Origin of the sequence: Salinispora tropica CNB-440 (genome assembly GCF_000016425.1) — a bacterium.
Lineage (GTDB): Bacteria > Actinomycetota > Actinomycetes > Mycobacteriales > Micromonosporaceae > Micromonospora > Micromonospora tropica.
In genome coordinates, this window is sequence record NC_009380.1 from 3,317,535 (window position 1) to 3,340,993 (window position 23,459).

Consider the following 23,459-nt stretch of genomic DNA (forward strand, 5'->3'; position numbering starts at 1 on the left):
GGATGGCACTTTCGGCACCCGCAGCCCTGATCGGCGCCGTCGAGCTCCGGGTCACCGCCGCTGCCCACCGCCGCGGCGAGTTCGGCTACGTCCTGGCTAGATCCGCCTGGGGTCAGGGCTACGCCACCGAGGCAGCCGCAACTGTGCTCACCTACGCCTTCGAACAGGCAGGACTGCACCGGGTCGCTGCCACATGCGACCTGGCTAACGTCGCCTCCCGCCGTGTCCTGGAGAAGATCGGTATGAAGTACGAGGGCCACCTCCATGACTACCTGCACATCCGAGGTGAGATGCACGACCGCCTTCTCTTCGCTGCCGTCCACCCATGACCACCTTACTTAGACGGTGCAGCGCCCCTTTCCAGCGAGGCGTCAGACGACTAACCAGCATCACGGATGGTGGTGACTGGCCTGGAATCGGCGACAGTTGAATAGGCGCTCTCACCAGTAGACGAACACCGGCGCTCGGCCGCAACAGTCGCGCCCTGGTGGTGGTCGTCGACGAGCACCACCAGGGCGACGTGCTGACAACCCCGTCAGACCCCGTAAGAGACTCTTTTCGCCTCAGTCGTGCGGTGAACTCCACAATCGAAGCCGGCAACTCGGTACGCCGCGCTGGTCTGATCTTAGCCTTAGCGATGCCTCTCTTCGGCGCCAGCGGCAGCATGCCCCCCGCCGCTGCGATTGGACTCCTCCTGGCGACGACCGTGATTTACACACTTGGCGACCTGTGGCACTCGGTAGGCGGCGCTGGCCTCGCCTACGACCTGGCGCGTCCGGACGCGATCGGCGCATACCAGGGTGTGGACCAGTTGATCGGCGGCCTCGTCCGCGCGGCTGGTCCTGCCCTGCTGTCTCTGCTAATCCTGAGCGGCACAACGGCCGGCTGGGTCGCGACCGCCGTGCTGTTCGCGATCGCCGGACTGCTCGCACCGGGACTTACCCGATGGGCTGAGCGGAGCCGACCGCCTGCCGTGCTCGCAGCGGTGAACAATTGATTCAGACTTAGCGGGACATGCCCGGGCAGGTGTGGTAAACCGGCAACAATCCCGACTTGAGCGCCACGGCCAGGCTCGGTGCGGCGGCGTCTCGATCCGATAGTAGCGGCGAGCGCACTGGCCACTCGATCCCCATATCCGGGTCGAGCGGGTGAACAGCGTGCTCAACGGCGGAGTTGTAGGTGGTGGAGCAGAGGTAGCTCACCGTGGCGTCCTCGCTGAGTGCGCAGAAACCCTGCCCCAGGCCCTCGGCGAGATAGACGGCTCGCCGGTCGGCGTCATCGAGGCCTAGTCGTAGCTTCCAGCCCGGAACCAACCGCAACGCTGGTCAAGCAGCGGCACGAGCGACACCCGTTGCCCTGCGGTAACGGGCTCTGACCAGCGTTGCCGTTGGTTTTCGGCGGACTACTACGACCAGGCCGGCTGACGAGCAATTGTGGGCACGGTGATCGCCCACCATCGGACACGACGGCGTGATCTTGGATGTTAGTGTGGCCGACCGTGGTTACCCGTCCTCTGCAGTTAGCTCCCCGTCTCCACGGGGCTGGCGCGCCGACCGTGGTGTTCGTCGCCGGCTTGGGCGATCGTGGGGCGACCTGGGACGCGGTCCGCGACCGCCTCTCGGGGGTGTCGACGCTTGCGTACGACCGGGCCGGCACCGGGGAGATCCCACCCCCGGCCGACGTACGTACCTGCGCCGACCTGGCGGACGAGCTGGCCGCCCTGCTCAAGGAGCTCGACCCGCCCGCGCCGTGGCTGCTGGTCGGGCACTCCTTCGGCGGTCTTGTGGCCCGGCTGTATTGCGCCCGCCACCCGGGTCGCGTGGCTGGCCTGATTCTCGTCGACGCCGTCGTGGAGGGCCGGGAGATTGCCTACGACCCGCTGCTGCCGCCGCCGCTGCGAGCGGCCAACCATGCATACCTGACCGACCCGGACCGGAATCCGGAGCGGATCGACAAGCAGGCCAGCTATCGCCAGGTGGCCGGCTGTGCGCTGCCTGCCGGACTGCCGGTGAGCGTCGTGACCCGCGGCCGACCAGACACCGACCCGGACCGGCCGGTGCGTGACCTGCACCGCGTCGATCAGCGGATGCAGCACGACCTGGCGCGGCGTCTGGGGGCCCGGCAGCGGATCGCTGTCCGCAGCGGCCACGACGTCCACCACGACGAACCTGACCTGGTCGCGGGGGAGATCATCATGATGCTGAAGGGGGCCACGACGGTGAGCGGGGCCGGGAGTCGGCTGTTGGCGGACCTGCGGCGGATCGAGGAGGACGGCTTCCGGCTGCGGCCCGACGAGCGGCCCGCGGACCTGGTGGCCCTGATGCTCACCCACATCGGTGATCTCGAGTCCGACTTGCGGGAGCTGATCTATGCGGTCTTCCACACCCTGGTCACCGGTGATCACCTCACCGAGGCCGAGTTGCGGGACCTGCTCATCGTCCTGACCGACGACGGGCACCTGTTTCACGGCATCGGTGGACACGGCGAGCCCACCGTGTTCACGCGTACCTTCTCGGCGCTGGTCATTGCGCTGGTGCTCGCCCGGCACCGCCGCCGGCCGTTCCTGACCGTCGACGAGTACGGCCACGTCCGGGACGCCCTGCTGCGTTATCACCGCGAGGAACGGGACCTGCGCGGCCTGGTCGACGAAGGCGGGTGGGCGCACGCCGCCGCGCACGGCGCGGACGCCCTCGCTGAGCTGGTGCGCTGCCAAGATGTAGACGTGGAGACACAGCGTGCCGTGCTCGCCGCGTTGCGCGGCGTCCTGCACAACGGCACGACGATCTTTCCCGACGAGGACGACGAGCGGATCGCCACCGTGGTAGATGCCATCGTCACGCACGGACCGCTGCCCGAGCCGGAGGTCGTCGCCTGGCTGCGGACGCTGGCCGACTGCGCCGACCGGCCGCGCGGCCGCGCCCAGACGGTCGACCGGGTCAACACCCGCAACCTCGTGCGCAGCCTATGGTTCCGGCGTCCCCACGACGGCGCCATCGCCGGCGCGTTGGCCGACGTCGAGGCCCGGGTGAACAAGTACCGGGTCGGCTGAGTAGCAACCGGGGGCGAGCTCCGGGGGTGACGCCCGGCGGTCGGTGGCCGCGTCGAGGGTGTCGAGCAGCGAGGCCGTGTGCGAGCACGTCACCGCCGGCGGCTGATCGGTCCGGACGTCAGAACGGCGCCGGGCCGGGCGTTCGGTCAGCGACCGGCGGCCTAGTCGACTGGCAGAGTCACCTGTTCGATGTAGCTGGTATTCGTCCGCCTGAACAGGCTTCGGTTACGGAGTGCAGCGAACCACGGTGGTCGACGGCAGAGGTGCGGTTGCGGGGTGATGCCGTGGTAGCTACTTGGTCGGACCGGGGTTGGGTAGGAACTCGCGGAGGTCCGCGGCGAGATTGCTCATCTGCTCCCCGCCTTCGAGCCAGGTGGTGATCGACGCCTGCCAGGCATCAGAGCGGGATACCCAGGGTTGCAGCTGCCAGGTGAGTGCCACGTGACCTCCGGAGTGGAAGGTAGCGCGAACGGTGAGGTGGTTGGCCTGCCAGGTCCGCTCGTCGGCCCAGCCGCGGTAGTCGGCGGCGAGCTGACTGATGAAGTCAGGAAGCCAGGCTTCGTCCCAGACCCACATCTCAGTGCCGGGTAGTTCGGCGTGTAGGCCCTGTGCGCGGGCTTCGACCGCGAAGCAGATGCCGTATTCGTCGGGAAAGGAACGGTCGTGCAGGCGGATGGACACCGTCGGGTCGTCTTGGCATCGGACTATCACGTGGAGGTTGTCGTCACCGCTCTGGTCAGGCACCTCGTGACAGTAGGCGATCGATATCGTCTTGCGCAGGCGAGTTTACGGTTCGGCGTTACGGCCTCCGGTGTAGCGGTTCCAGGTTCCGCCAGCAGCGGCGTGATGGCGGTGGGTGGTGGTGTAGTGAAAGCCGAGGGTGTGGGCGACGACCGGTGCCGGAGCCTGGAGGACAAGTTGGTGCAGTGCCGCCAGGCGACCGGAAATGGCGGGGACGCCGAGGTCTCGGATGAGTGGCCCGATCGTGCTTGTGGTCAATGGCTGGCCGACGCGGCGGCCGGGGAACAGCCAGCGGGCATCACGATTCGTCGCGGTGCGCATGGTGGCACGCTGGTCACGTAGCGCCAGCAGCAGTCCGGCGACGGGTTCCGGGACCGGCGTCGGCGGGTCGCCCAACCGAAGTAGGACCTCGGAGCCGGTGGTGTCGATATCGTCGATGGTCAGGCGCATGATGCGGCCGAGCGGTTGGGCGTAGAGAAGCAGCAGGATTGCGGCGACGCGGGCGCGCAGCTCGCCGGTGTCGTCGGTGATCAGCTTGCGGAGTAGTCCGATGCGTCGGTGCTGCGTGATCGGCGATCGTTGGCCGGGCCGGTGCGCTGCGACATGCAGCCGTGGCATGTGCCCGGCGTGGGCGGCCCAGGTCAGGAACGGTTTGAGCAGCTGCCGTTGACGCGGCGGATGGGTGACGATCCAGCGGTCCAGGTCGTCCTGCCGGAGCCGGGTGAGGGCGAGTTGCTGCTTTTGGATCCCGGCGAGGAAGTCGCCGGCCCGTAAGACTTGCTGTCCGAGTTCGCTGCGGCTGCTGCGGCTCACGGGCCCGCGTTCGGCGCGGCGACGCAGCCAGGGCAGCAGATACCAGGTGGCGTACTGGCGCAGCAGCCGGCGCTGTCCGGTGTCGGTGATGGTGTCCAGGTGCTCAAGCAACCACCTTTCGAACAGTAGGATCTGCTTGTCGAACGGGGGCAGGACACCGCACTGCATGAGCAGTTCCCGCAGGTGGGCGGCAGCTCGCCATGGTTGCAAGCGGTGGAACGCCTCGTGACTCAGTTCGATGTCAGCTCGGCCCAGACCTCGCAGCAGGTCCGCCGCCGGAGCGGAGCGGCCGTGCCGGGAGGAGACCCAGGCCAGGCCCGTGAGCGGGTTGTCCATGCTGGTCAGCAGCTCGGCCAGGGGCGCCAGTTCAGGGCGGACGCGGCCGGTGCCGTCGTCGAGGAGCTCGGCGACGCGGCGGGTGAACGTGCAGCGGGTGCACCGGCGGCCGGCGTGCAGCTTGCCTTCCTGCCCGCACTCGGCGCAGGTATACGAGATGGAGAATCCGGCGCAGCTGGTGCAGATCGGAGCCCGGTCCCCGGCCCGCCGTCCGGCCAGGAGCCGGTCGTGGCCGGAGCCGGGGGCAGCGACCCTGGGTCCGCAACGCCCGATCTTGGCAGGTGTGGCAGACCTGCCCGTCCGGCCACCGAACGGTGGAACTGCGCCGGCCGCAGCGGACGCAGTCGCGGACGAACCAGCGTTCGTACTGCTCAGCGGTGTAGGTCCGGCCCATCAGTCCGGTCGCACACGGGCGCGCCGGGGTCGGACCGTGGCCAGGTCCACCGGCGCCGGGGCCTCGCCGGCGACGGCCTTGCGCGGCGCGACGTTGGCCGCCGTCGTGACGACCAGGTCGGTGGGGGTGACCTCCAGGATGTCGCACAGCGCCGCGAGGACGGGCAGCGACAGCCGCTCGGGTGTGCCGGTGACGAGGCGATGGACCTGTGAGGCGGACAGGTCGATGCCGCGTTCGTGCAGCAGCGGGACCAGTTCGGTGGCGGTGAACACGCCGCGGGCGGCCATCATCTCCCGCAGCCGCCACCGGTAGCTGACCTGCCGTTTCATGCTCATCGGGCCCTCCGTGCCGGTCGTAGTGCCGCGTCCATGGTCGCGTCGAGAGCCTGCCGAAGCGTGCGGGTGCGAAAGTCCGACGACACGCAGGTGTAGATCGCCGTGGTGGAAGCGTGCTCGTGGCCGACCTCCTGCTGCACGAACAACGGATCCCAACCGGCCTCAATAAGGTGGGTGACATACGAGCGGCGCAAGGAGTGGAAGTCCAGCCCAGCGTCCAAGCCGAGGGCGTCGCGGTAGGCCGACAACCGCGCGTTGAGCTGAGCAAGCCCGACCCGCGGCGCCCGTTCCGAAGGCCACAGCGCCGGATTGCCCTCGGTGGCCAGCAGCGGCCGGATCTCCTCGATCCACTCGGCGAGGACCTCCGGCACCCACGCCCAAACGGTCAGCACGCCGCGCCGTTTCGGCGCCGAGCCCTTCATCGCCTTGCCGTGACGCACGTAGAGGCCTCATCGACCCGGCCAGTGGCATCATCGTCGCCGAATTCTTCGACATCGGCCTGTCCCGCTCCCTACCGTGGAAGCGCCGGCCCCAAGCCGCCAAGCTTCTCGACGTTCTCGCCGACCCGAACCGCGGTTTCGACGCCGTCGTCATCGGTGAGCCCCAACGCGCTTTCTACGGCAACCAGTACAGCCTGACCATGCCCGCTTTCTCGCACTACGGCGTCGGCCTGTGGGTGCCGGAAGTCGGCGGCGCGATCGACCCCGAGTCCGAAGCCCACAATCTGATCATGAGCGTCTTCGGCGGTACGTCCAAAGGCGAACGAACTCGGGTGAAAGTCCGCGTCCGCACCGCAATGACCTCCCAGGCGAAAATCGAAGGCAGGTTCCTCGGCGGACGCCCACCCTACGGATACCGCCTCGCCGCTGCCGGACCGCACCCCAACCCAAGCAAAGCCGCCGACGGCCGCCGCCTACACAAGCTCGAACCCGACCCGACAACCGCACCCGTCGTACGCCGAATCTTCGCCATGTACCTCGCCAACAACGGCTACTTCGCCATCGCCGAGGCACTCACCCGCGACGGCATCGCCTCACCATCAGCCGCCGACCCCGCCCGCAACCCCCACCGCACCGGCGCAGGCTGGGCCAAAAGCGCCGTCAAAAACATCCTGTCCAACCCCCGCTACACCGGCCGCCAGGTATGGAACAAACAACGCAAGGACGAGGTACTCCTCGACGTCAACGACGTCGCCCTCGGCTACGAAACCCGCATGCGCTGGAACGACAAGACCTCGTGGGTATGGTCCGACACGATCGCCCACCCACCACTCGTCACCGTCAACGACTTCGAACTAGCCCAAACGATCATGAACGCCAGCGGCAGCGGCCGCACCAGCACCCAACCACGTAAAGCGCGCTACCCCTACATCCTTCGCGGACTCATGCTCTGCGGGCTGTGCGGACGCAAGATGCAGAGCCACCAGGCACACGAGACCGCCTACTACCGATGCCGCTACCCCAACGAGTACGCCCTGGCCAACCACATCCAGCACCCCCGCAACATCTACGTCGCAGAACGAGACATCGTCCCCGCACTCGACAACTGGCTCCTCACCGCGTTCGCCCCGCACCGACTCACCGACACGATCCGCCGGCTCCACGCCGCCCAACCCCACACCGAACCCGACACCGCCACCCCGAACATCACCGCCGCCAACAAGATCATCGCTGCGTGCGACGCCAAACTCCTCCAGTACCGCGCCATCGCAGACGCCGGAGGCGACCCCACCACCATCGCCACCTGGATCGCCGAGGTCAACGCCCAACGGGCCGGCGCCCTCGCCCAACGCGACACCGCAACAGCGCAGAAACAGGCTCCTGACCGCCTCACCGAGGACGACATCCGACACCTCATCGGCAGCTTCGACAACATTCGCAACACCCTGCGCGACGCCCACAGCGAGGACAAAAGCACCGTCTACCGCGAGCTACGGCTCGCCCTCACCTACAACCCCGGCCAAAACAAAATCAGCGTCGAGGCTAAGCCCGACGCTGATTACTGTGGGGTAACTGTATGTGTCCGAGGGGGGACTTGAACCCCCACGCCCTATACGGGCACTAGCACCTCAAGCTAGCGCGTCTGCCATTCCGCCACCCGGACCTGCACCGTCCAGCCTACCGCGATGAGCCGAAGTGATCTTCTCACCTGTCGGCTACCCGGCGGGCCGCACGAGGAGTTACTGTACACCGCCCAGATGGCGCGTGCACATCGGCTCTCGGTGGTGACGATGCCGGCCGGGAGAGCTGTTGCAGTAGCGTCGGAGCACGTCGGGCCGGCAGCATGACCACGTGTCGTATCCCTCCCCCTCCCACTTGGCCGCGGCGCAGCATCGGGCTCTCGCCCTGCGCCACACCGGTGACCTGGCCGGCGCGCGTCGACTACTCACCGACACCGTGGAGTCGGGCCACCCGCCACCGTACGGCCCGGATCATCCCGAGGTGTTGAAGGCCGCGCACCTCCTGGCACGACTACACCGGGAGGCCGGCGACCCGAGCGCCGCCCGCCGGGTGTTGGAGGAGGCGCTCGCGGCGGGCGAGCGCCTCCGGTCGGACGCCGACCCCCTGCTGCTGGCGCTCGTCTTCGAGCTGGCCTCCGTGGCGGACGAACTCGGCAACCGACACGAGGCCCGCCGTAACTTCCGCCGGATCGTGACCGCCGGGCCGGCAGCGCTCGGGGCCGACCATTCGTCGGTCCGCGCGGCGTGGGCCTACCTCAACGAGGCCAATCTGACCGACGGCTCGTCCGGTACGCCGGGTCCTGTGCTCCCCGGCCAGTACGATTCGGGGCGCCCGGGGGCCGGGACGGTCGCGGCGCCAACCGCGGACGGTCGACTGGCGCAGACATCGACTCCACCGAACACCGCGCCAGCATCGCCAGGCCCTGGGCCAGCATCGCCGGGTCCGTCTCCCGACAGTGCCGGCCACGCGGCGCCGCACCGGCCGGCGGTCGGCCCGGTACCGGACGGGCACGGCGACGGTGGACGACCCCGACCGGGCCGACCCCGGGGGTCGGGATCCACCCACGGCTCCTTCGGCACCCGCCCCGCGCCTGGAGCCCCCGCCAGTGGCCCCACGCCAAACTCGCCGCGGATGACTGATGACACCGTTGTCGGCCTGCTGCCTCCCGCGTACCGGGGACGGGAGCCGGAGCGGCGCAGCCGGAACCGGACGGCGGTGGTCGCGGTGCTCGTCGCGGCGGGGGTGGCCGCGGTGGCGGTCGCCGGAGCGGGCGTGGTGGTGCTTCTTCGGGGAGCCCCGGCTTCTTCTCCTACGTCGGACACGTCGAGGGCGTCGGCGACGGGGGCGCCGAGCGGAGTGCCGAGCGAGGCGCCGCCGACGGACCTTAGTTTGCGGGACGACTCAACCTCGGTCACTCTCACCTGGACGGACCCGTCCGGCGGTACCGTTCCGTTCGTGGTGGCCGCTGGTCGGGCGGGGCAGCAGCTGGCGCCGAAGGATCGGGTGGATCCGGGGCGGACCAGCTACACGATCAATGGTTTGAGTGCCGAGGTGGACTACTGCTTCACGGTGCTGGCGGTGTACTCGGCGGAGACGATCACCACGTCTGGGCAGGTGTGCACCAATCGCGAGCAATAGATTGCCGGACCGTACGCTGCGTGCACATCGGTGGACGGTACGGGTTCCCTCGCTGTTGCACAGCCAAATATGATGGCACCCGACTTCCGGGAGGGCCGCCGTCTTCGGACCCGTCACCTGCTCAAACGATACGGGGAGGCAACTGGTTGTGGCCACCGTCGATGATGTCGTGACTCCGCGCCGCCGGTTTCGCGGTGGGCTGGTCACCATCGCCACTGTGACGGCGCTGCTGGCCGCAATGGGGCTCACTGTGCTCGGGGTGGGTACCGCTGACAATGCGGTGGCCACCTTCGACGCCAGTTCCTGGTTGTGGAGCAGTGCCCGAGGTGAGTTGGCTCGGGTCAACGGGGTGACGGCGCGGGTGGACACCCGGCTGGAGGTTCCGGGTGCGCGACAGCATCCGGTACAGGTCGCCCAGACCGACCGGCTGCTCGTTCTGCGGGATCTGAGCACGGGCCGGGTCAGCTCGTTGGATCTCGCCACATTGCGGATCCTCGCGACCTCCCCCACCACGCCCGGTCTCGGGGTGAACGTCGTGCTGCACGAGGAGGCGGCGTTCGTCGTGGACGCGGTGCAGGGTGTCGTCCGGCAGCTCGACCCGCGATCGCTGACACCGGTCGGCAAGTCGGTCCACTTTCCCCCGGGCATCACCGGCGGTTCCTTTGATGGTGCGGGTCGGTTGTGGATCGCCGTGCCGAGTGAGGGGACCGTCTCGGCGATCAGCGCTGCGCCGCTGGCGTCGCTGTCGGCCTTCCCTGAGGGGGGCCTGGGCCCGGAGCTGATCGAGACGTACGACGTGACCGAGCCGCATCACGAGTTGATGGTTTCCACTCTGGATGATGGGGTGGCGGTTCTCGACCGCACGGCGGGTTCACTGATCATGGTGCGCCAGGGGGACGTGACGCAGACGCCGCTGGCGACCTCCGCACCGGCGGTGCTGCCCGCCCGCACCAACGGGTCAGCGGTGCCGGTGACGGTGCCGTCGCAACGGCAGGTGTACGTGGTTACCGACGGGGTGGTGACGAACTTCACGGTGCCCGGCGATGGGGGCGACCTCAGCCCGGCGGTGTCGTGGGCGGGCCGGTTCTACTGTGCCGACGAGGCCACCGGCACCGTCTACGTGCTCGACGACTCCGGCCGGATGGTCGATTCGATGTCCGGCGCGCCGGCTGGTCCGCTTGAGCTGGAGGTTCGGGAGAACCACCTGTTCATCAACGCTCCGGACTCGTCGACCGCCCAGGTGGTGGACGACCGGCACCGGATGCGGGAGGTCGACAAGTACGCCAACGACGTGTTGGGGGGTGACCCACCACCCGTTCCCCCACCGCCACCCCCACCGAAGAAGCCGAAGGAGAGCCGGCCGGGTCCACCGCAGGCGGTCACCGCGGCGGCTGGTGATGCCCAGGCCCGGGTGAGCTGGCGAGCTGCCGCTTCCAACGGCGCCGACATCATCAAGTACGTGGTGAGTGGCGGTGGGCAGCGGGTCGAGGTCGGCGCCAACCAGCGGGCGGTGGAAGTCAAGGGGCTGACCAACGGGGAGACGTACGCGTTCTCCGTGTTCGCGGTCAACGCCAAGGGGGACGGTCCGGCTAGGAGCAGTAACCCGGTGACGCCGACGGCGGAGGTGCCGGATCCGCCGGCGAGCGCGAGCGCCGAGGCGCGCCCGGACGGGACGGTCGCGGTGCGCTGGCCGGCGGCGGATGGGCAGGGCAACACGATCGCCCGGTACGTGGTGACGGCCACCTCGGCCGGCACGAACTCCCTGGCCGGGGAGGCGACTGGGACGGAGCTGGTGGTGCCGGCGGGCGAGTTGGAGTTCGGCCGGCAGTACGCGTTCTCGGTCGTCGCGGTCAATGACAAGGGCGCTGGATCGGAGGCCTCGCCGGTGAGTAACACGGTGGTGCCGCACGCGCCGCCGGGGAAGCCGGTGGAACCACAGGCCACGACGGTGGCGGATCAGCCGGGGACGGTCGCGGTGCAGTGGGGGCCGGCAGCGGCGAATGGCCGGCCGGTGACCGCGTACCTGGTGGTCGTGGGTGGTCAGCAGATCGAGGTGACCGACACTCGGACGACGGTCAGCGGGCTGGGTGACGGGCAGCAGGTAACGGTCAGGGTGCGGGCGGTCAACGAGGCTGGGCCGGGGCCGGAGGCGACGGTCACCGCGCGGACCGTGGCCGCGCCGCGGGTGACGGTGACCGGTTCGTCAGCGACCGCCACGGCGGTGACGGTGAACTTTACTGTGGACGCGGGTGGTGGCAAGGCAACCTGTGTGTTGAGCACCGGCGGCAAGCCGGCGAAGTCCGGCCCGTGTTCCCGGATCACGTTGTCCGGCCTGACGCCGAGCACGGCATACACGTTCACGGTGACGGCGACGAACGCGGCCGGCCCGGGCAGCGCGACCCGAGCGCAGTCGACCGCGGTGCTGTACGGGACGGCGACCTGCAACAACGGCGACTCCGGGGACGAGGCGACGTATTGTGACGCCGACGTAGACGGCCGCAACGGCAACGAGGTCTTCGCGACGCCGTGGCAGGACAACCGGCAGGTCGGGTGGGCCAAGCCGGGCACGCGGTTGAAGGCGTACTGCCGGCAGGCGGGTGAAGAGGTGTACGCCTACATCTACAACGGGGACAAGCGCAGCACGTGGTGGGTGCAGGTCGACTACCAGGGGCGCAACTACATTCCGTGGGCCTGGCTGAACCTCGACGGTGGTGACGACATCAACGTCCTGCCGACCTGCTGACCCGACGCCAGGCAAGGAGCACCAGCGTGAGTTCCCCCGAGCTGCTCAGCCAGTCGGAGGTGCAGGGCTTCGCCGCCCTCGCCGCCCGGCTGGCCGAGAACATCAACGCGGTCGTCCTGGGCAAGCCGGAGGTGGTCCGGTTGGCCCTGACCGCTCTCTTCGCGCAGGGTCACGTGCTGCTGGAGGATGTGCCGGGGGTCGGCAAGACGACGCTGGCCCGGGCTGTCGCCGCTACGGTGCAGGGCCAGTGGCGGCGGATCCAGTTCACCCCGGACCTGCTGCCGTCGGATGTGTCCGGGGTGACGATCTACAACCAGGCCACTCGGGAGTTCGAGTTTCATCCGGGGCCGGTCTTCGCCAACATCGTCATCGCCGACGAGATCAACCGGGCCTCGCCGAAGACCCAGTCGGCACTGCTGGAGGTGATGGAGGAGCGCACGGTGACGGTGGACGGGGTGCGGCATCCCGTTCCGCAGCCGTTCCTGGTGGTGGCGACGCAGAACCCGGTGGAGATGGACGGCACATACCGGCTGCCGGAGGCGCAGTTGGACCGGTTCCTGGTGAAGTTGTCGGTCGGCTACCCGGATGAGGCGGTCGAGGTGGAGGTGCTGCGGGGTGCGACGGCGCGTTCCCCCGAGGCGCTGACCCCGGTCACGGACACCGCGACGGTCGAGGGAATGGTGCAGATGGCTCGCCGGGTGCACATCGCCGAGCCGTTGTACGCGTACGCGGTGCGGATCGCCGCGGCGACCCGGGACCATCGGCAGGTCCGGGTGGGAGTGAGCCCGCGTGGGGTGATCGCGTTGACGCGGGCGGCCTGCGCGTACGCGCTGATCGACGGACGGGGTTGGATCATGCCGGAGGATTTGAAGCTGCTGGCTGAGCCCGTCTTCGCGCATCGGCTGCTCCTGACTCCGGACGCGCAGGTGCGGGGGGTGACCTCGACGGAGGTGCTGCGCCAGGCCGTCGCCTCGGTGCCGGTGCCGCTCCCGTCTGGGCAGGCCGCTACGGTCCGCGGCTGAGCGGTGGGGGTCACCGCCCGGGGGATCGGGTTGTTTGTCGCTGCCGCTGCCCTGCTGGCGGCGGGCTTCCGGTTCGCGTACCCGGAGTTGGCGCTGCTGGGCGCGGCGGGGGCGACCGCGGGCGGCTACGCGTTGGCCGTTGCCGCGTGGCGGCCCCGGTTGGCGGTGGTCCGCCGGGCCGAGCCGGATCGGGTGGGGCGCGGTGAGCCGGCGACGATGACGGTGACCGTGCACAACAGTGGCCGGCTTCGGTCGGCGAACCTGGTCGCCGAGGACCGCTGTGGTGGGGTGCCGGTGCCGGTGCCGGTGTTGCGGCTGCGACCGGGGAAGGACACCACGGCCCGGTACGACGTGCCGACGACTCGCCGGGGTGTGGTGCCGGTGGGGCCGCTACGGGTGACCCGGCGTGACCCGCTGGGTCTGGTGTCGCTGTCGCGCCCGTACGGCGAGACGGTGCCGGTGTGGGTACATCCGCGGGTCCATCCGCTGTCCGTGGTGCCCACCGGCGCGGGGCGCAGCCTGGACGGCCGGGTGGATTCCGTCCCGCATGGTTCGATCACCTTCGACTCACTGCGGGAGTACGTGGTCGGGGACGAGCTGCGCCGGGTGCACTGGCGGACCAGCGCGCGGGTGGGGGAGCTGATGGTCCGGGAGAACGTGGACACCAGCCTGCCTCGCCTGGTCGTGTTGCTGGACAACCGGGCGGTGGCTCATCCACAGCGGGTCGCCGGTCTGGCGGAGTCGTTCGAGGCGGCGTGTGAGGCGGCGGCGTCGGTGCTGACCGCCGCGTACCGGGCCGACCTGCCGGTGGTGCTGGTGCTGGTGGCCTCGGAGGAGGCGGTCAGCCCGGCGGGTGCGCCGGATTCCGAGGTGGTGGGCCCGCTGGACCGGCTCGCGGCGGCGGGACTCGGTGCCGACACCCTTGACGCCATGCTGACCCGGCTGCGGGGGGACCGCCTCGGCGACACGCTGATCGCGCTCACTGGCCCGGGCGGGCGGGAGACGCTCGGCCGGTTCGGTGCGCTGCGCGGCGCGTACCCGTCGGTGGTCGTCGGGGTTTTCGGGGCGGCGGAGCCGGCACAGCCGCCGGCAACCGGCATGGTGGTGATCGACGCGGCGGACGGGGCCGCGTTCGCCGCCGAGTGGGATCGAGTGCGGCGATGGTGAGGATGCCCGAACGCGCCAGGAGCTCGCTCCTGACCTCGGATCTGCCGCTGGCGGTGGTGTTGGTCGTGCTGGTGGCGCTGGCCGGGGTCGTCCTCGGGCGGATGTACGCCGGGGGTCTGCTCACGCTTCTGGTAGCCGGTGCCGCGATCGGCTCGGTGCTGGTGAGTGTGGTCTGTCGGCGGTTGCCGTCGTGGCTGGTGGCCCCGCTGTCGGTCCTCGGCCTGGCGGCGTGGACGCTGTGGTCGTTGCGGCTTGCCGCCGACCGCGCCGACCTGTCCGGCCCGCTGGCGGAGATCACTGGCGAGGCCGCCCGCAACGGCATTCCCCGGCTGTTGACCGCGATGATTCCGGTTGAGCCGACGCCGGACACGGTCCTCGTTCCGGTGGTCGCCGCCTGGTTGGCCGGGTTGGCTGCCAGTGAGGTGACGTTGCGGGCAGGCCGGGTGCTGCTCGGGTACCTGCCCCCGGTGCTGCTCTATGCGGGCGCCGTATACCTGGTTGGGCCGAACGCCGAACCGGCGACACGGCCGACGCTGGTCTTCGTGACGGTGGCGGTGCTCGGGCTCGCCCTACCGGGACGTGTCCGGCCGGCCACGGCGGATCGGATGGCGGGGCTGCCGCCGAAGGCTCGCGCGGTGACGCGGATCCGGCTCGTCGGGGCGTCGACGGCCGGTGTGGCGGTCGTGGTGGCACTGGCGGTCCTGCTCGGTCCAGCGCTCGCCGGCATGATCGGAGGTCGGCCGGTCGACCCACGCCGCTATGTGGAGCCACCCCGGGTGGACTCGCTGGACGAGAGCCCGTTGATCCGCATCTCGGGTTGGGCCCTGCACCCGGATCAGAAGCTGCTGGACGTGACGACCCAGTCGACAGACGACGCGGACCCGACCGTAGCCCCGGCACGGATCCGGCTGGCGGTGCTCAGTGACTACGACGGGGTTACGTGGCAGGTCGGCGCGACATACCGCACCGCTGGCCGGATCCTCCCGGAGACGGCTGCCGCCCCGGGGAGCATCGTGGAGACGGTACGCCAGGAGCTCACCGTCGCCGAGTTGACCGGGCGGTTGTTGCCGGCCATCGCCACCCCGCGGGAGGTAGCCGGGGCGCGGGTGGCGTACGACCCGGCGACCGGGACCCTGATTCACCCGGAAGGGCTGACCCCGGGGCTGCGGTACACCGTGACGTCCGCCCAGGAGCGGCCGGAGGTCAACCTGCTGGCCATGGCGGATGTGCCGGCCGGCGCGGAGGTGGCTCGGGTGCTGCGGGTGGCCGACGGGGTACCGGAGTCGCTGCGCCAGCTGGCGGAGCAGCTCAGCGAGTCGGCCGGTGCTCCGTACACACGGGCTGCCGCCGTGGAGCAGTTCCTCGCCGAGCACTACCTGCTGGTCCCGGACGCGCCGAGTGGGCACGCGTACCCGAATCTGGAGTTCTTCCTGTTCGGCCCGCGCAACGCGGGTGGGCAGCGGGGCACGTCGGAGCAGTTCGCGGCGGCGTTCGCGGTGCTGGGCCGGCTGGTGGGGCTGCCGACCCGGGTGGTGGTCGGTTTCCGGCCGTCGGGTGACGGGCCGGTGCGGGCCGGGGATGCGTACGCCTGGCCGGAGGTGTTGTTCGACGGGCTGGGCTGGATACCGTTTGATCCCCTGCCCCAGCCGGACACCGAGCCCCGGCCGGTCGAGGAGGCGTTGCGTCCGCCACCCGAGGAGCCGCCGGAGCCGGAGCCGGAGCCGAGCGCGGAGCCGGCGGTCACTCCACAGGCCTCGGGCGCATCGGACGGCCCGGCGGATGCCGGCGACGGGCCACCGTCGGTGCTGCTGGTGGCTGGTGCCGCCGTCGGGGGTGGGCTTGTCCTGGTGGCGATGCTGCTGCTGACGTTGCTGTGGCTACGCCGGGCGCTGAGCCGGGGCCGGCTGGAGCGGGGCCCCCCGGGCGAGCGGGTGGGCGGTGCCTGGCGGGAGGTGACCGACGCGCTGCGGCTCGCCGGGCACCCGGCCACCGGTGATCTGGCCGCCACCGAGGTCGCCGTGGTGGCGCGCGACGTGTTGGCGAGTGCCCACGGGGCCGGTGGTGAGCCGGCGCCGGTCGCGGCGGTGGGGGTCACGGAGTTGGCGGACCTGCTCAACCGGGTGGCCTTCGCCCCGGGCACGATCACTGATCAGCAGGCGGAGCGGGCCGCTGCGATCGCCCGGGCGTATGTGGCGGCGCTGCGGGGGGCCCGTCCCTGGTGGCGCCGTCTGCTGTGGCCGGTCCACCCTGGTCCGCTGGGTCGGGACCGGGCGGATCGGCGCCGGCGGAACGCGCGGGCCTGACGGTCGTCCCGGTCAGCCGGCGAACGAGTTTACGCAGCCCGGCCTGCCAGCCGTCGGGATCCTCGGCGCGTCGGCGGGCGTACTCGGCGACCTCCGGGTGCGGCAGGATCAGGAACCGTTCCTCGGCAAGCCCGGTGACCACCGCGGCGGCCACCTGGTCCGGGGTGAGCACCGTGCCGGAGGCGGCGACGACCCGCGCTGCCAGGTGCCCCGCGGCCAGTCCTTCGGAGAGCATCGGGGTGTCCACGCCCTGCGGGCAGAGCGCACTGACCCGGATACCCCGATCTCGGTAGGTGATGGCGAGCCATTCGGCGAAGGCGACCGCGGCATGCTTCGTGGCCGCGTAGGGCGCGTCCCCCACCGAGGTCAGCACACCCGCTGCTGAGCAGGTCATGAGCAGGTGCCCGGAACCGTGGGCGAGCATCGCCGGCAGCACCGCCCGGGCGGTGTAGACGTGGGAGAGCACGTTGACCCGCCAGGCCCGATCCCAGTCGGCGTCCGGGGCGGCCACTCCCCCACCGGTGGCCACGCCAGCGTTGGCGCAGAACAGGTCGATGCGCCCGTAGCGCCGCTCGGTCTCGGCGACCAGCGCGTGGACCTGCTCCTCGTCGGTGACGTCCACACCGACAGGCTGGGCGAGGGGGCCGACCGCGTCGGCGACCGCGCGGGCGGCCCCGGCGTCCAGGTCAGCCACCACCACGGCCGCCGCTCCCTCCGCCGCGAACCGGCGGGCCAGCGCGGACCCGATCCCCCCGGCCCCACCGGTGATCACCGCCACCCGGTCGGTGAGGTTCATCGGGGCTCGCCCCCACCCAGCCCGGCGATCACGTCGAGGAGCGCCGTTGCCTCGCCCGCGGCCAGCTCGGGGGTCGGCAGCAGCGCCAGTACGGGGACGTCAACCCCGGCCGCGGCGTACCGCTGCACCTGGGCCCGGCACTCCTGTGGGCTGCCGTGCAGGACGAGCGCGTCCACCACCTCGTCCGGTACCACCGCACCGGCGCCCCGCCGGTCTCCCGCGGCCCATGCCGTCCACATCGGATCAAAGACCTCGGCGCGCCCCAGCCAGCGGTGGAACTCCGCGTACGCCGGGACGGTCAGGTAGCTGGTGATGAGCCGGCGACCCAGCGCGCGGGCGTACCCGGCGTCCGTGGTCGGGCAGACAAAGATCCTCGCGACGACCTCGAAGCCGGCGCGACGCCGGCCGAGCGCGCCCAGCACCTGCGGTAGGTCGGTGGCGGCGAGCCAGTTGAGGATCACGCCGTCGGCTTCGGTGGCGGCGAGCCGCAGCATGCCGGGGCGCAGCGCGGCGAGCAGCAGCGACGGGGGTACGGCCGGCGGGCGTTCCAGGGTGAAGCGCCGGACGGCGAAGGTGTCGTACGCTCCGTCGACGGTGTTTCCGGCCAGGGCAGCGCGCAGGAAGCGGAGCACGTCACGGGTGCGTCGGTACGGCTCGCTGAACTCGCCGGCGTTCCAATCCTGGACGATCACCGGCGATGACGCGCCGATGCCGAGGGCGAACCGATCGGGGGCGGTCTCGGCGAGCGCGGCAGCGCTCATCGCGAGCAGACCTGGTCCTCGGGTGAAGACCGGTGTCACCGCCGTGCCCAGCCGCAGCCGCGGCGCCCAGGCGGCGGCCAGCGCCAGCGGCGTGAAGGCGTCCGCCCCGGTCACCTCGGCCGACCACACATCGGTGAAGCCGGCCTGGTCGAGTGCGCGGTAGACCGCGGCGTGGTCGGCCAGCGGGATCCCGCTCAACGGTACCGTCATGCCCCATCGCGTCGTCATCGATCGATGATGTCCGGCCGGCGGGCGGTGGGCAAGATCTGGGTCTGGCTTCCCTGCCCGGTCACCGCGCTACGCTGCGGCTCGTGACTTTCTCCCTCGTCGCCCGCTCCGCCGACGGCCGACTGCACGGAGTCGTCGTGGCCAGCCGGTTCCTCGCCGCCGGGGCGCTGGTGCCGGCCGCGGAGGCCGAGGTGGGCGCGATCGCCACCCAGGCGCACGTGAACCTGGCCTACCGGCCGCAGGGCTTGGCGCTGCTACGGACCGGGGTTGGCGCGGCGGGCGTAGTCGCCGGACTCGTGGCCGCCGACGACGAACGCGACCACCGCCAGCTCGGTGTCGTGGGGGCGACCGGCCCGGGTGCCTGCTGGACCGGGCCGGCCTGTCGCGCCTGGGCGGGCGGGCAGTCCGGGGACGGCTGGGCTGCGCAGGGCAACATTCTCGCCGGTCCGCATGTAATCGACGAGGTCCGCGACGGCTGGCTCGGTGGCCTGGGGCTACCGTTCCCACAGCGGCTCCTGGCCGCGCTGCGCGCTGGGGACGAGGCGGGTGGGGACCGGCGCGGGCGGCAGAGTGCCGGGCTGTTGGTCGTCGAGCGGGGCGCCGGGTACGCCGGCACCGGTGACACCCTGATCGATCTGCGGGTCGACGACCACCCGGATCCGGTCGCCGAGTTGGGCCGGCTCCTCGCCACACACACTCGACTGTTCAGCCGCCCCGACCCGGGCACCCTGTTGACTCTCACCGGAACGCTCGCGGTCGAGGTGGCGGGTCTGCTCACCGCGCTCGGGCACCCCGCCGATCCGGCCGCTCCGCAGGAGGCGCTGGTCGCTTGGGCGGGCCTGGAGAATCTGGAGCGGCGACTGGTACCGGGCCGGATCGACCCGGTCGTGCTGGAGCAGCTGCGCCGGGCCGCCCCGCACGTTCCCGCGCCCCGCGCTGCCGGCACCCCGCCCGCGTCCTGAGCCGGCTGACGCCGAGCCCAGCGGCAGGGCGGCCTCCCGCCCTGACCGCGCCGGTGCTGGTCAGGGCGCGAAGCTCAGCCAGCGGAAATCAACGGCGGCAACGGTTGCCTGCTCCGCGGACGTCAACGGGAGCCGGCCGGTCGTCTTGCGGATCAGGGTCAGCCGGTCCCAGCCCAGGGCGGCCGGCACCGGACGGCCACCGGTGAGCAGGTCGGCCACGACGGTGGCGGCGGCCGGGGTCAGCCACGGTCGCCGGTCAAGCGCCGCGGCCAGGTCGAGGCCGTGCACCCCCACCTCGACCACCCGGGTACGCAGGAACTCCACCATTGTCATCGCGTCGCCGTGCCGGGTGCGGACCACCCGACCGGGGGGCTGCGCATCGACCGCATCGAGGGTGGCCCGCCAGGCTCGGTCCAGGTCGTCGGCGAACGCCGTGGCACCCAGGAGCCGTCCCACTCGGTGACCACCTTCGATGCGATCGGCGTCCACCGGCGGGGTGAACTTTGCCGCGCCGAAGTAGCCGGCGGCGTCGACCTGCGCGTGGGGTGGGGCGGGATCGGCGAGCATCCCGGCGAGCCGGCCGACGCCGGTGTGCACGTGGGCGAGCAGGTCCCGGACGGTCCACGGCGGGCAGTTGGTGGGCCGGTCCAGGTCGGCCTCGGTCAGGTCACGCAGCTCGGCGGCGAGCCGGACACACTCGTCCCGAAACGCCGCCCGTACCGGCGCGAGCTCCGGCGGGTCACCGACGGGCTGCTCCACCACGGCTCAGCCCGCGTTCCGGGGGACGAGCCGGTGCACGCTGACCAGGACCAGGGCCATGACGATGCCCATCGTGCCGGCGATCCCGGCGGCACCGCCCGCGTACCCGACAAAGAGGGGCCGGCGGCCCAACTCGTTCGGGGCAACCCGGGGGCCGTCGGCGAGCCAGGCCAGGGCGAGACCACAGGCGACGACCGCGAGCACGCCGCCCGCACCGAGCAGCACGGCGGCGAGCCGGTGCGCGTCGCCGGGGTCGGCCTCCGCCCGTTCGCGCTGCATGATCAGCAGTGCCAGCCCGCCGAGCGCCGTCCAGACCCCGACCACCAGGTACGCGGCGATGGCGTCGCTCGGTCGGTGCCACCCGGCGGAGAGGGTGGCCACTCCGACGGCGGCGGCGTAACCGGTGCCGAACAACGCGCCCAGGACCCGCACGGTCGGGGGCAGGACGAGGACCAGCGCCACCGCGAACGAGGCGGCGACGGTGGCGTGGCCGCTGGGCAGGCTGTTGCCGGCAAAGATCCGTTGCGGGTCAATGCCGAAGTCAGGCCGGGCGAGGCTGTACTTGAGCGCCTGCGTGGTGAGGTTGGCGCCGACGATGAGCAGGGTGGCGGTGACCGCGAGCGCGACGCGTCCACGGATCAGCGCGATGAACCCGATCACAGCGGTGGCAGCCAGCAGCGCCGCCACCGACATGGCGTTGAGGATGCGGTTGACCAGTCCGTCGATGCGATCCTGGCCGATCCGGTTACCGGTGAGGGCGACCGTGTCGAACCACTGGCCGAGCTCGGTGTGCACGGCGGTACGCCACACCGTGATGAGGGCGGCTGTCTGCGCCAGCGCCAGCACGACCAACCAGACCACCGTCCACCGCCCCGCCGTGTCACGCACCCGCACAACCTAACGGCAGGTGAGGCCGGCTACCGGGGTGACCCCACTGTTCGCGCGGGCCGCGACCAGACCTTACCGAGCTTCCGCAGAGGTGCCATCCCCCGGGCGCCGGTTCCCCTGCGCCGGTGCCGAGGTCACGGCTTTCACCTGAACAGCGGAGAACCGCGGGAAGTCCGAGTGCGAGCGGCCAACACACCAGATAGTCAACTTATGTCAGATCCGGCCGTGCACTCGCGCACGAGTGAGCGGAGGGCACTACGGTCGGGGGTGCTGATCGCGCGACCGCGCGGCAGGTCGGACCACCGGCGCCAGCAAGCCGATCGTTGACGGGGGCCGCGATGCCTTCTCGCCACTTCGGCACCGTGATCGCGGTGGTGGTGACCCTCGGGTGGCTGGTGATCGGCGGCCTGGCCCACTCGTTCCCCGGCCGCCTCGGCGAGGTGGAGACCGACAACTTCCAGACGTTTCTTCCCGCTAGTGCGGAGTCACAGCAGGCGGAGAATGGCAGTCGTGACATCACCGGCGCGAACACCACGCCCGCCGTGGTGGTCTACGAGCGCTCGTCCGGGGTGACCGCGGACGACCAGCAACAGGCGATGTCAGACCTGACCCGCTTCGGTCAGGTGCAGTGGGTTGTCGGGCCGCTCGCTCCGCCCGTCCAGAGCCAGGACGGACAGGCCCTGCTGCTGGTTGTCCCGATCGACAACGCCGTGGGGCAGGCGGAGAACGACGTCATCGATCAGCTGCGCGCCATCACCGGCGGCGACCAGGACGGACTGACCATCGAGGTCACCGGCCCGGCCGCCTTACGTGGCGACCTGATCACGGTGTTGGCTGGGGTGGGCGGCGAGTTGCTGGTCGTCACCCTGGGTGCGGTGCTGGTCGTCCTGCTGATCATCTACCGTAGTCCGGTCTTGTGGGCGCTTCCGCTGATCGCCGCCGGGCTCTCGTACGTGTTGGCCACGGTCTTCGTGTACTGGCTGGCCGACGCAGATGTGATCAAGCTCAGTGGGGAGTCGCGGGGGATCCTCACGGTGCTGGTCTTCGGCGCGGGCACCGATTACGCGCTGCTACTCATTGCCCGCTATCGGGAGGAGTTGACCAGGAGGGCACGCCCCGTTGACGCGATGAAGGTGGCGTGGCGCGGTGCCGCTCCGGCGATCGTCGCCTCCGGCTCGACGGTCATCCTCGGCCTCCTCGCCCTGCTGTTGTCGGTGCTCAGCTCCACTCGCTCCCTCGGACCGGTCTCCGCCATCGGCATCGCCTGCACGCTGCTGGTGATGCTCACCTTCCTCCCCGCCCTGCTCGTCCTGGGTGGGCGGCGGGTGTTCTGGCCGCGAATCCCGCGCCCAGAGCAGCGGGCCGCGACGACCGGTTCGCACCGGTTCTGGATACCGGTCGCCCGTCTCATCCGCCGACGAGACCGACTCGTCTGGGTGACCGCCGCCATCGGCCTCGGCGTGGCCGCGATCGGGGTCACGCAGCTTGGAAAGCAGGCGATCAACCAGGATGACCTGCTGTTCTCCGGAAATCGGTCGGCGGTCAGCGGGCAGCGTCTGCTTGACCAGCACTACCCCGGCGGTACTGGCAGCCCGGCCATCATCGTGACCAACGCGGAGACCGTTGACCAGGTCACCGCGGCGGCACGTCAGGTGTCGGGGATCACCTCCGTGGCACCGGTCACCGCGGCGGGTGGGGCCTCGACGACAGCTCCGGAACCAGGGGCCGCACCGAAGGTCGTCAACGGTCGGGCTCAGCTCAACGCGACCATGAGCGACGCGCCGGACGGTGACAGCGCCGAGCAGACCCTGCGTCGGCTCCGCACCGCCGTCCACGCGGTGCCCGGCTCCGACTCCGTGGTAGGCGGCTTCACCGCAACAAATGTGGACACGGCCAACGCCGCCGACCGGGATCAGCAGGTCATCTTTCCGGTCGTTTTGGTCGTGATCCTGCTCTGCCTGGCGGTGTTGTTGCGCGCTCTGCTCGCACCGATGCTCCTGGTCCTGACCGTGGTGCTCTCCTACACCGCCACCGTGGGCATCTGCGTGCTGATCTTTCGCTACCTGCTCAACATCCCCAAGGTGGACCCGGAGTTCCTCCTGTTCGCATTCGTCTTCCTCGTTGCACTGGGGGTCGACTACAACGTCTTTCTGATGAGTCGGGTTCGGCAGGAGTCCGAACGGTTGGGCACCCGCCGTGGCGTACTGTCCGCACTCACCGTAACCGGAGGTGTGATCACCTCAGCCGGCTTCGTGCTCGCGGCGACCTTCGCGGCGCTGACCGTGCTCCCGGTTCGAATCCTGGTGGAGTTGGGCATCGCCCTTCCGATCGGGCTTCTCATCGACACCATTGTGGTGCGCTCCCTGCTGGTGCCAGCCCTCGCCCATGACGTTGGTCGCCGAATCTGGTGGCCGAGCCGGCTTGAGCGAAGCGGCGGTGGCCCGCCCGGCACCGATTGACCGAAACGGCAGGCGTACCGGCCGTCGCCCCGGTTGTGGGCGGGGACGGGACGCGCCGATTGTCGAACCCGACCGGACGGTGGTCAGCCGCTGACATGTCCGCC

19 protein-coding genes, 1 tRNA gene and 1 pseudogene are annotated in these 23,459 nt (G+C 70.7%); 11 read left to right on the top strand and 10 right to left on the bottom strand.

The annotated features are described in order from the left end of the window. Positions 1–2 precede the first annotated feature (2 nt). Positions 3–329 (top strand): GNAT family N-acetyltransferase, encoded by a 327-nt coding sequence (locus STROP_RS14535; RefSeq protein ID WP_012014117.1) that lies wholly within the window; start codon positions 3–5, stop codon positions 327–329. A gap of 308 nt (positions 330–637) precedes the next feature. Further along, on the top strand, positions 638–997 hold the full coding sequence (locus STROP_RS14540) for a hypothetical protein (RefSeq protein WP_028564759.1): 360 nt from the start codon (positions 638–640) through the stop codon (positions 995–997). Positions 998–1,004: 7 nt separating this feature from the next. On the opposite strand, the gene STROP_RS14545 is transcribed toward STROP_RS14540, so the two are convergent. After that, the gene (locus STROP_RS14545; protein WP_012014119.1) at positions 1,005–1,319 is read right to left on the bottom strand and encodes a dTDP-4-dehydrorhamnose 3,5-epimerase family protein; all 315 of its coding nucleotides are present in this window, start codon (positions 1,317–1,319) and stop codon (positions 1,005–1,007) included. A 179-nt stretch (positions 1,320–1,498) separates the two neighbouring features. Between STROP_RS14545 and STROP_RS23300 the strand changes: the two genes are divergently transcribed. After that, complete coding sequence (locus STROP_RS23300) at positions 1,499–3,049, top strand: alpha/beta fold hydrolase (RefSeq protein WP_238380234.1); 1,551 nt, start codon at positions 1,499–1,501, stop codon at positions 3,047–3,049. A gap of 291 nt (positions 3,050–3,340) precedes the next feature. On the opposite strand, the gene STROP_RS14555 is transcribed toward STROP_RS23300, so the two are convergent. From STROP_RS14555 to STROP_RS14570, 4 genes are all read right to left on the bottom strand, one after another. Continuing rightward, on the bottom strand, positions 3,341–3,817 hold the full coding sequence (locus STROP_RS14555) for a DUF6228 family protein (RefSeq protein WP_028564530.1): 477 nt from the start codon (positions 3,815–3,817) through the stop codon (positions 3,341–3,343). Between the two features lie 18 nt (positions 3,818–3,835). Further along, on the bottom strand, positions 3,836–4,939 hold the full coding sequence (locus STROP_RS25210) for a hypothetical protein (RefSeq protein ID WP_012014122.1): 1,104 nt from the start codon (positions 4,937–4,939) through the stop codon (positions 3,836–3,838). 393 nt (positions 4,940–5,332) lie between these two features. Next, entirely contained in the window at positions 5,333–5,668 is a 336-nt protein-coding gene (locus tag STROP_RS14565; RefSeq protein WP_012014123.1) for a helix-turn-helix domain-containing protein, read from the bottom strand. After that, positions 5,665–6,108: a tyrosine-type recombinase/integrase gene (locus STROP_RS14570; RefSeq protein ID WP_012014124.1), complete on the bottom strand. Its 444-nt coding sequence runs from the start codon at positions 6,106–6,108 to the stop codon at positions 5,665–5,667. Before STROP_RS14570 ends, STROP_RS14565 begins: the two co-directional genes overlap by 4 nt. Before the next feature lie 200 nt (positions 6,109–6,308). Here STROP_RS14570 and STROP_RS24130 point away from each other — a divergent pair, with 200 nt between their 5' ends. Continuing rightward, a complete protein-coding gene (locus STROP_RS24130) occupies positions 6,309–7,706 on the top strand; it encodes a recombinase family protein (RefSeq protein ID WP_012014125.1) in 1,398 nt (465 codons plus the stop codon). Here the strand turns inward: STROP_RS24130 and STROP_RS14585 are convergent. Further along, positions 7,688–7,771: transfer RNA gene (locus tag STROP_RS14585), tRNA-Leu, on the bottom strand. The genes STROP_RS24130 and STROP_RS14585 overlap by 19 nt on opposite strands. Before the next feature lie 212 nt (positions 7,772–7,983). Between STROP_RS14585 and STROP_RS14590 the strand changes: the two genes are divergently transcribed. The 5 genes and pseudogenes from STROP_RS14590 to STROP_RS25770 form a co-directional block, all read left to right on the top strand. Further along, entirely contained in the window at positions 7,984–9,267 is a 1,284-nt protein-coding gene (locus STROP_RS14590) for a fibronectin type III domain-containing protein (RefSeq protein WP_012014126.1), read from the top strand. 148 nt (positions 9,268–9,415) lie between these two features. Then, a complete protein-coding gene (locus tag STROP_RS14595; protein ID WP_012014127.1) occupies positions 9,416–12,010 on the top strand; it encodes a fibronectin type III domain-containing protein in 2,595 nt (864 codons plus the stop codon). Positions 12,011–12,036: 26 nt separating this feature from the next. Further along, positions 12,037–13,032, top strand: coding sequence for an AAA family ATPase (locus STROP_RS14600; protein ID WP_012014128.1), 996 nt, complete (start codon positions 12,037–12,039; stop codon positions 13,030–13,032). Positions 13,033–13,035: 3 nt separating this feature from the next. Beyond that, positions 13,036–14,199, top strand: coding sequence for a DUF58 domain-containing protein (locus STROP_RS14605; protein WP_012014129.1), 1,164 nt, complete (start codon positions 13,036–13,038; stop codon positions 14,197–14,199). A gap of 2 nt (positions 14,200–14,201) precedes the next feature. Further along, positions 14,202–15,824 (top strand): annotated as a pseudogene (locus tag STROP_RS25770) (transglutaminase TgpA family protein); the annotation flags it as partial. 517 nt (positions 15,825–16,341) lie between these two features. Here the strand turns inward: STROP_RS25770 and STROP_RS14610 are convergent. After that, entirely contained in the window at positions 16,342–17,298 is a 957-nt protein-coding gene (locus STROP_RS14610) for an SDR family oxidoreductase (RefSeq protein WP_012014131.1), read from the bottom strand. Continuing rightward, positions 17,295–18,269 (bottom strand): LLM class F420-dependent oxidoreductase, encoded by a 975-nt coding sequence (locus STROP_RS14615; RefSeq protein ID WP_028564535.1) that lies wholly within the window; start codon positions 18,267–18,269, stop codon positions 17,295–17,297. Before STROP_RS14615 ends, STROP_RS14610 begins: the two co-directional genes overlap by 4 nt. A gap of 101 nt (positions 18,270–18,370) precedes the next feature. On the opposite strand from STROP_RS14615, the gene STROP_RS14620 reads away from it, so the two are divergent. After that, on the top strand, positions 18,371–19,249 hold the full coding sequence (locus STROP_RS14620) for a DUF1028 domain-containing protein (protein WP_012014133.1): 879 nt from the start codon (positions 18,371–18,373) through the stop codon (positions 19,247–19,249). A gap of 60 nt (positions 19,250–19,309) precedes the next feature. Here STROP_RS14620 and STROP_RS14625 read toward each other — a convergent pair whose 3' ends face one another. Then, positions 19,310–20,011, bottom strand: a complete 702-nt coding sequence (locus STROP_RS14625; RefSeq protein WP_012014134.1) for a maleylpyruvate isomerase N-terminal domain-containing protein — start codon at positions 20,009–20,011, stop codon at positions 19,310–19,312. A 3-nt stretch (positions 20,012–20,014) separates the two neighbouring features. Continuing rightward, the gene (locus STROP_RS14630) at positions 20,015–20,902 is read right to left on the bottom strand and encodes a phosphatase PAP2 family protein (protein ID WP_020678935.1); all 888 of its coding nucleotides are present in this window, start codon (positions 20,900–20,902) and stop codon (positions 20,015–20,017) included. 332 nt (positions 20,903–21,234) lie between these two features. Here STROP_RS14630 and STROP_RS14635 point away from each other — a divergent pair, with 332 nt between their 5' ends. Then, positions 21,235–23,355, top strand: a complete 2,121-nt coding sequence (locus STROP_RS14635) for an MMPL family transporter (protein ID WP_012014136.1) — start codon at positions 21,235–21,237, stop codon at positions 23,353–23,355. Positions 23,356–23,459 lie beyond the last annotated feature (104 nt).

What these genes read in the sequence shown, in the direction of transcription:
- STROP_RS14535 (WP_012014117.1), top strand. Translation starts at nt 3, where the DNA reads ATGGCACTTTCGGCACCCGCAGCCCTGATCGGCGCCGTCGAGCTCCGG.
- STROP_RS14540 (WP_028564759.1), top strand. Translation starts at nt 638, where the DNA reads ATGCCTCTCTTCGGCGCCAGCGGCAGCATGCCCCCCGCCGCTGCGATT.
- STROP_RS25210 (WP_012014122.1), bottom strand. Translation starts at nt 4,939, where the DNA reads ATGGACAACCCGCTCACGGGCCTGGCCTGGGTCTCCTCCCGGCACGGC.
- STROP_RS14565 (WP_012014123.1), bottom strand. Translation starts at nt 5,668, where the DNA reads ATGAGCATGAAACGGCAGGTCAGCTACCGGTGGCGGCTGCGGGAGATG.
- STROP_RS24130 (WP_012014125.1), top strand. Translation starts at nt 6,309, where the DNA reads ATGCCCGCTTTCTCGCACTACGGCGTCGGCCTGTGGGTGCCGGAAGTC.
- STROP_RS14610 (WP_012014131.1), bottom strand. Translation starts at nt 17,298, where the DNA reads ATGAACCTCACCGACCGGGTGGCGGTGATCACCGGTGGGGCCGGGGGG.
- STROP_RS14615 (WP_028564535.1), bottom strand. Translation starts at nt 18,269, where the DNA reads ATGACGGTACCGTTGAGCGGGATCCCGCTGGCCGACCACGCCGCGGTC.
- STROP_RS14635 (WP_012014136.1), top strand. Translation starts at nt 21,235, where the DNA reads ATGCCTTCTCGCCACTTCGGCACCGTGATCGCGGTGGTGGTGACCCTC.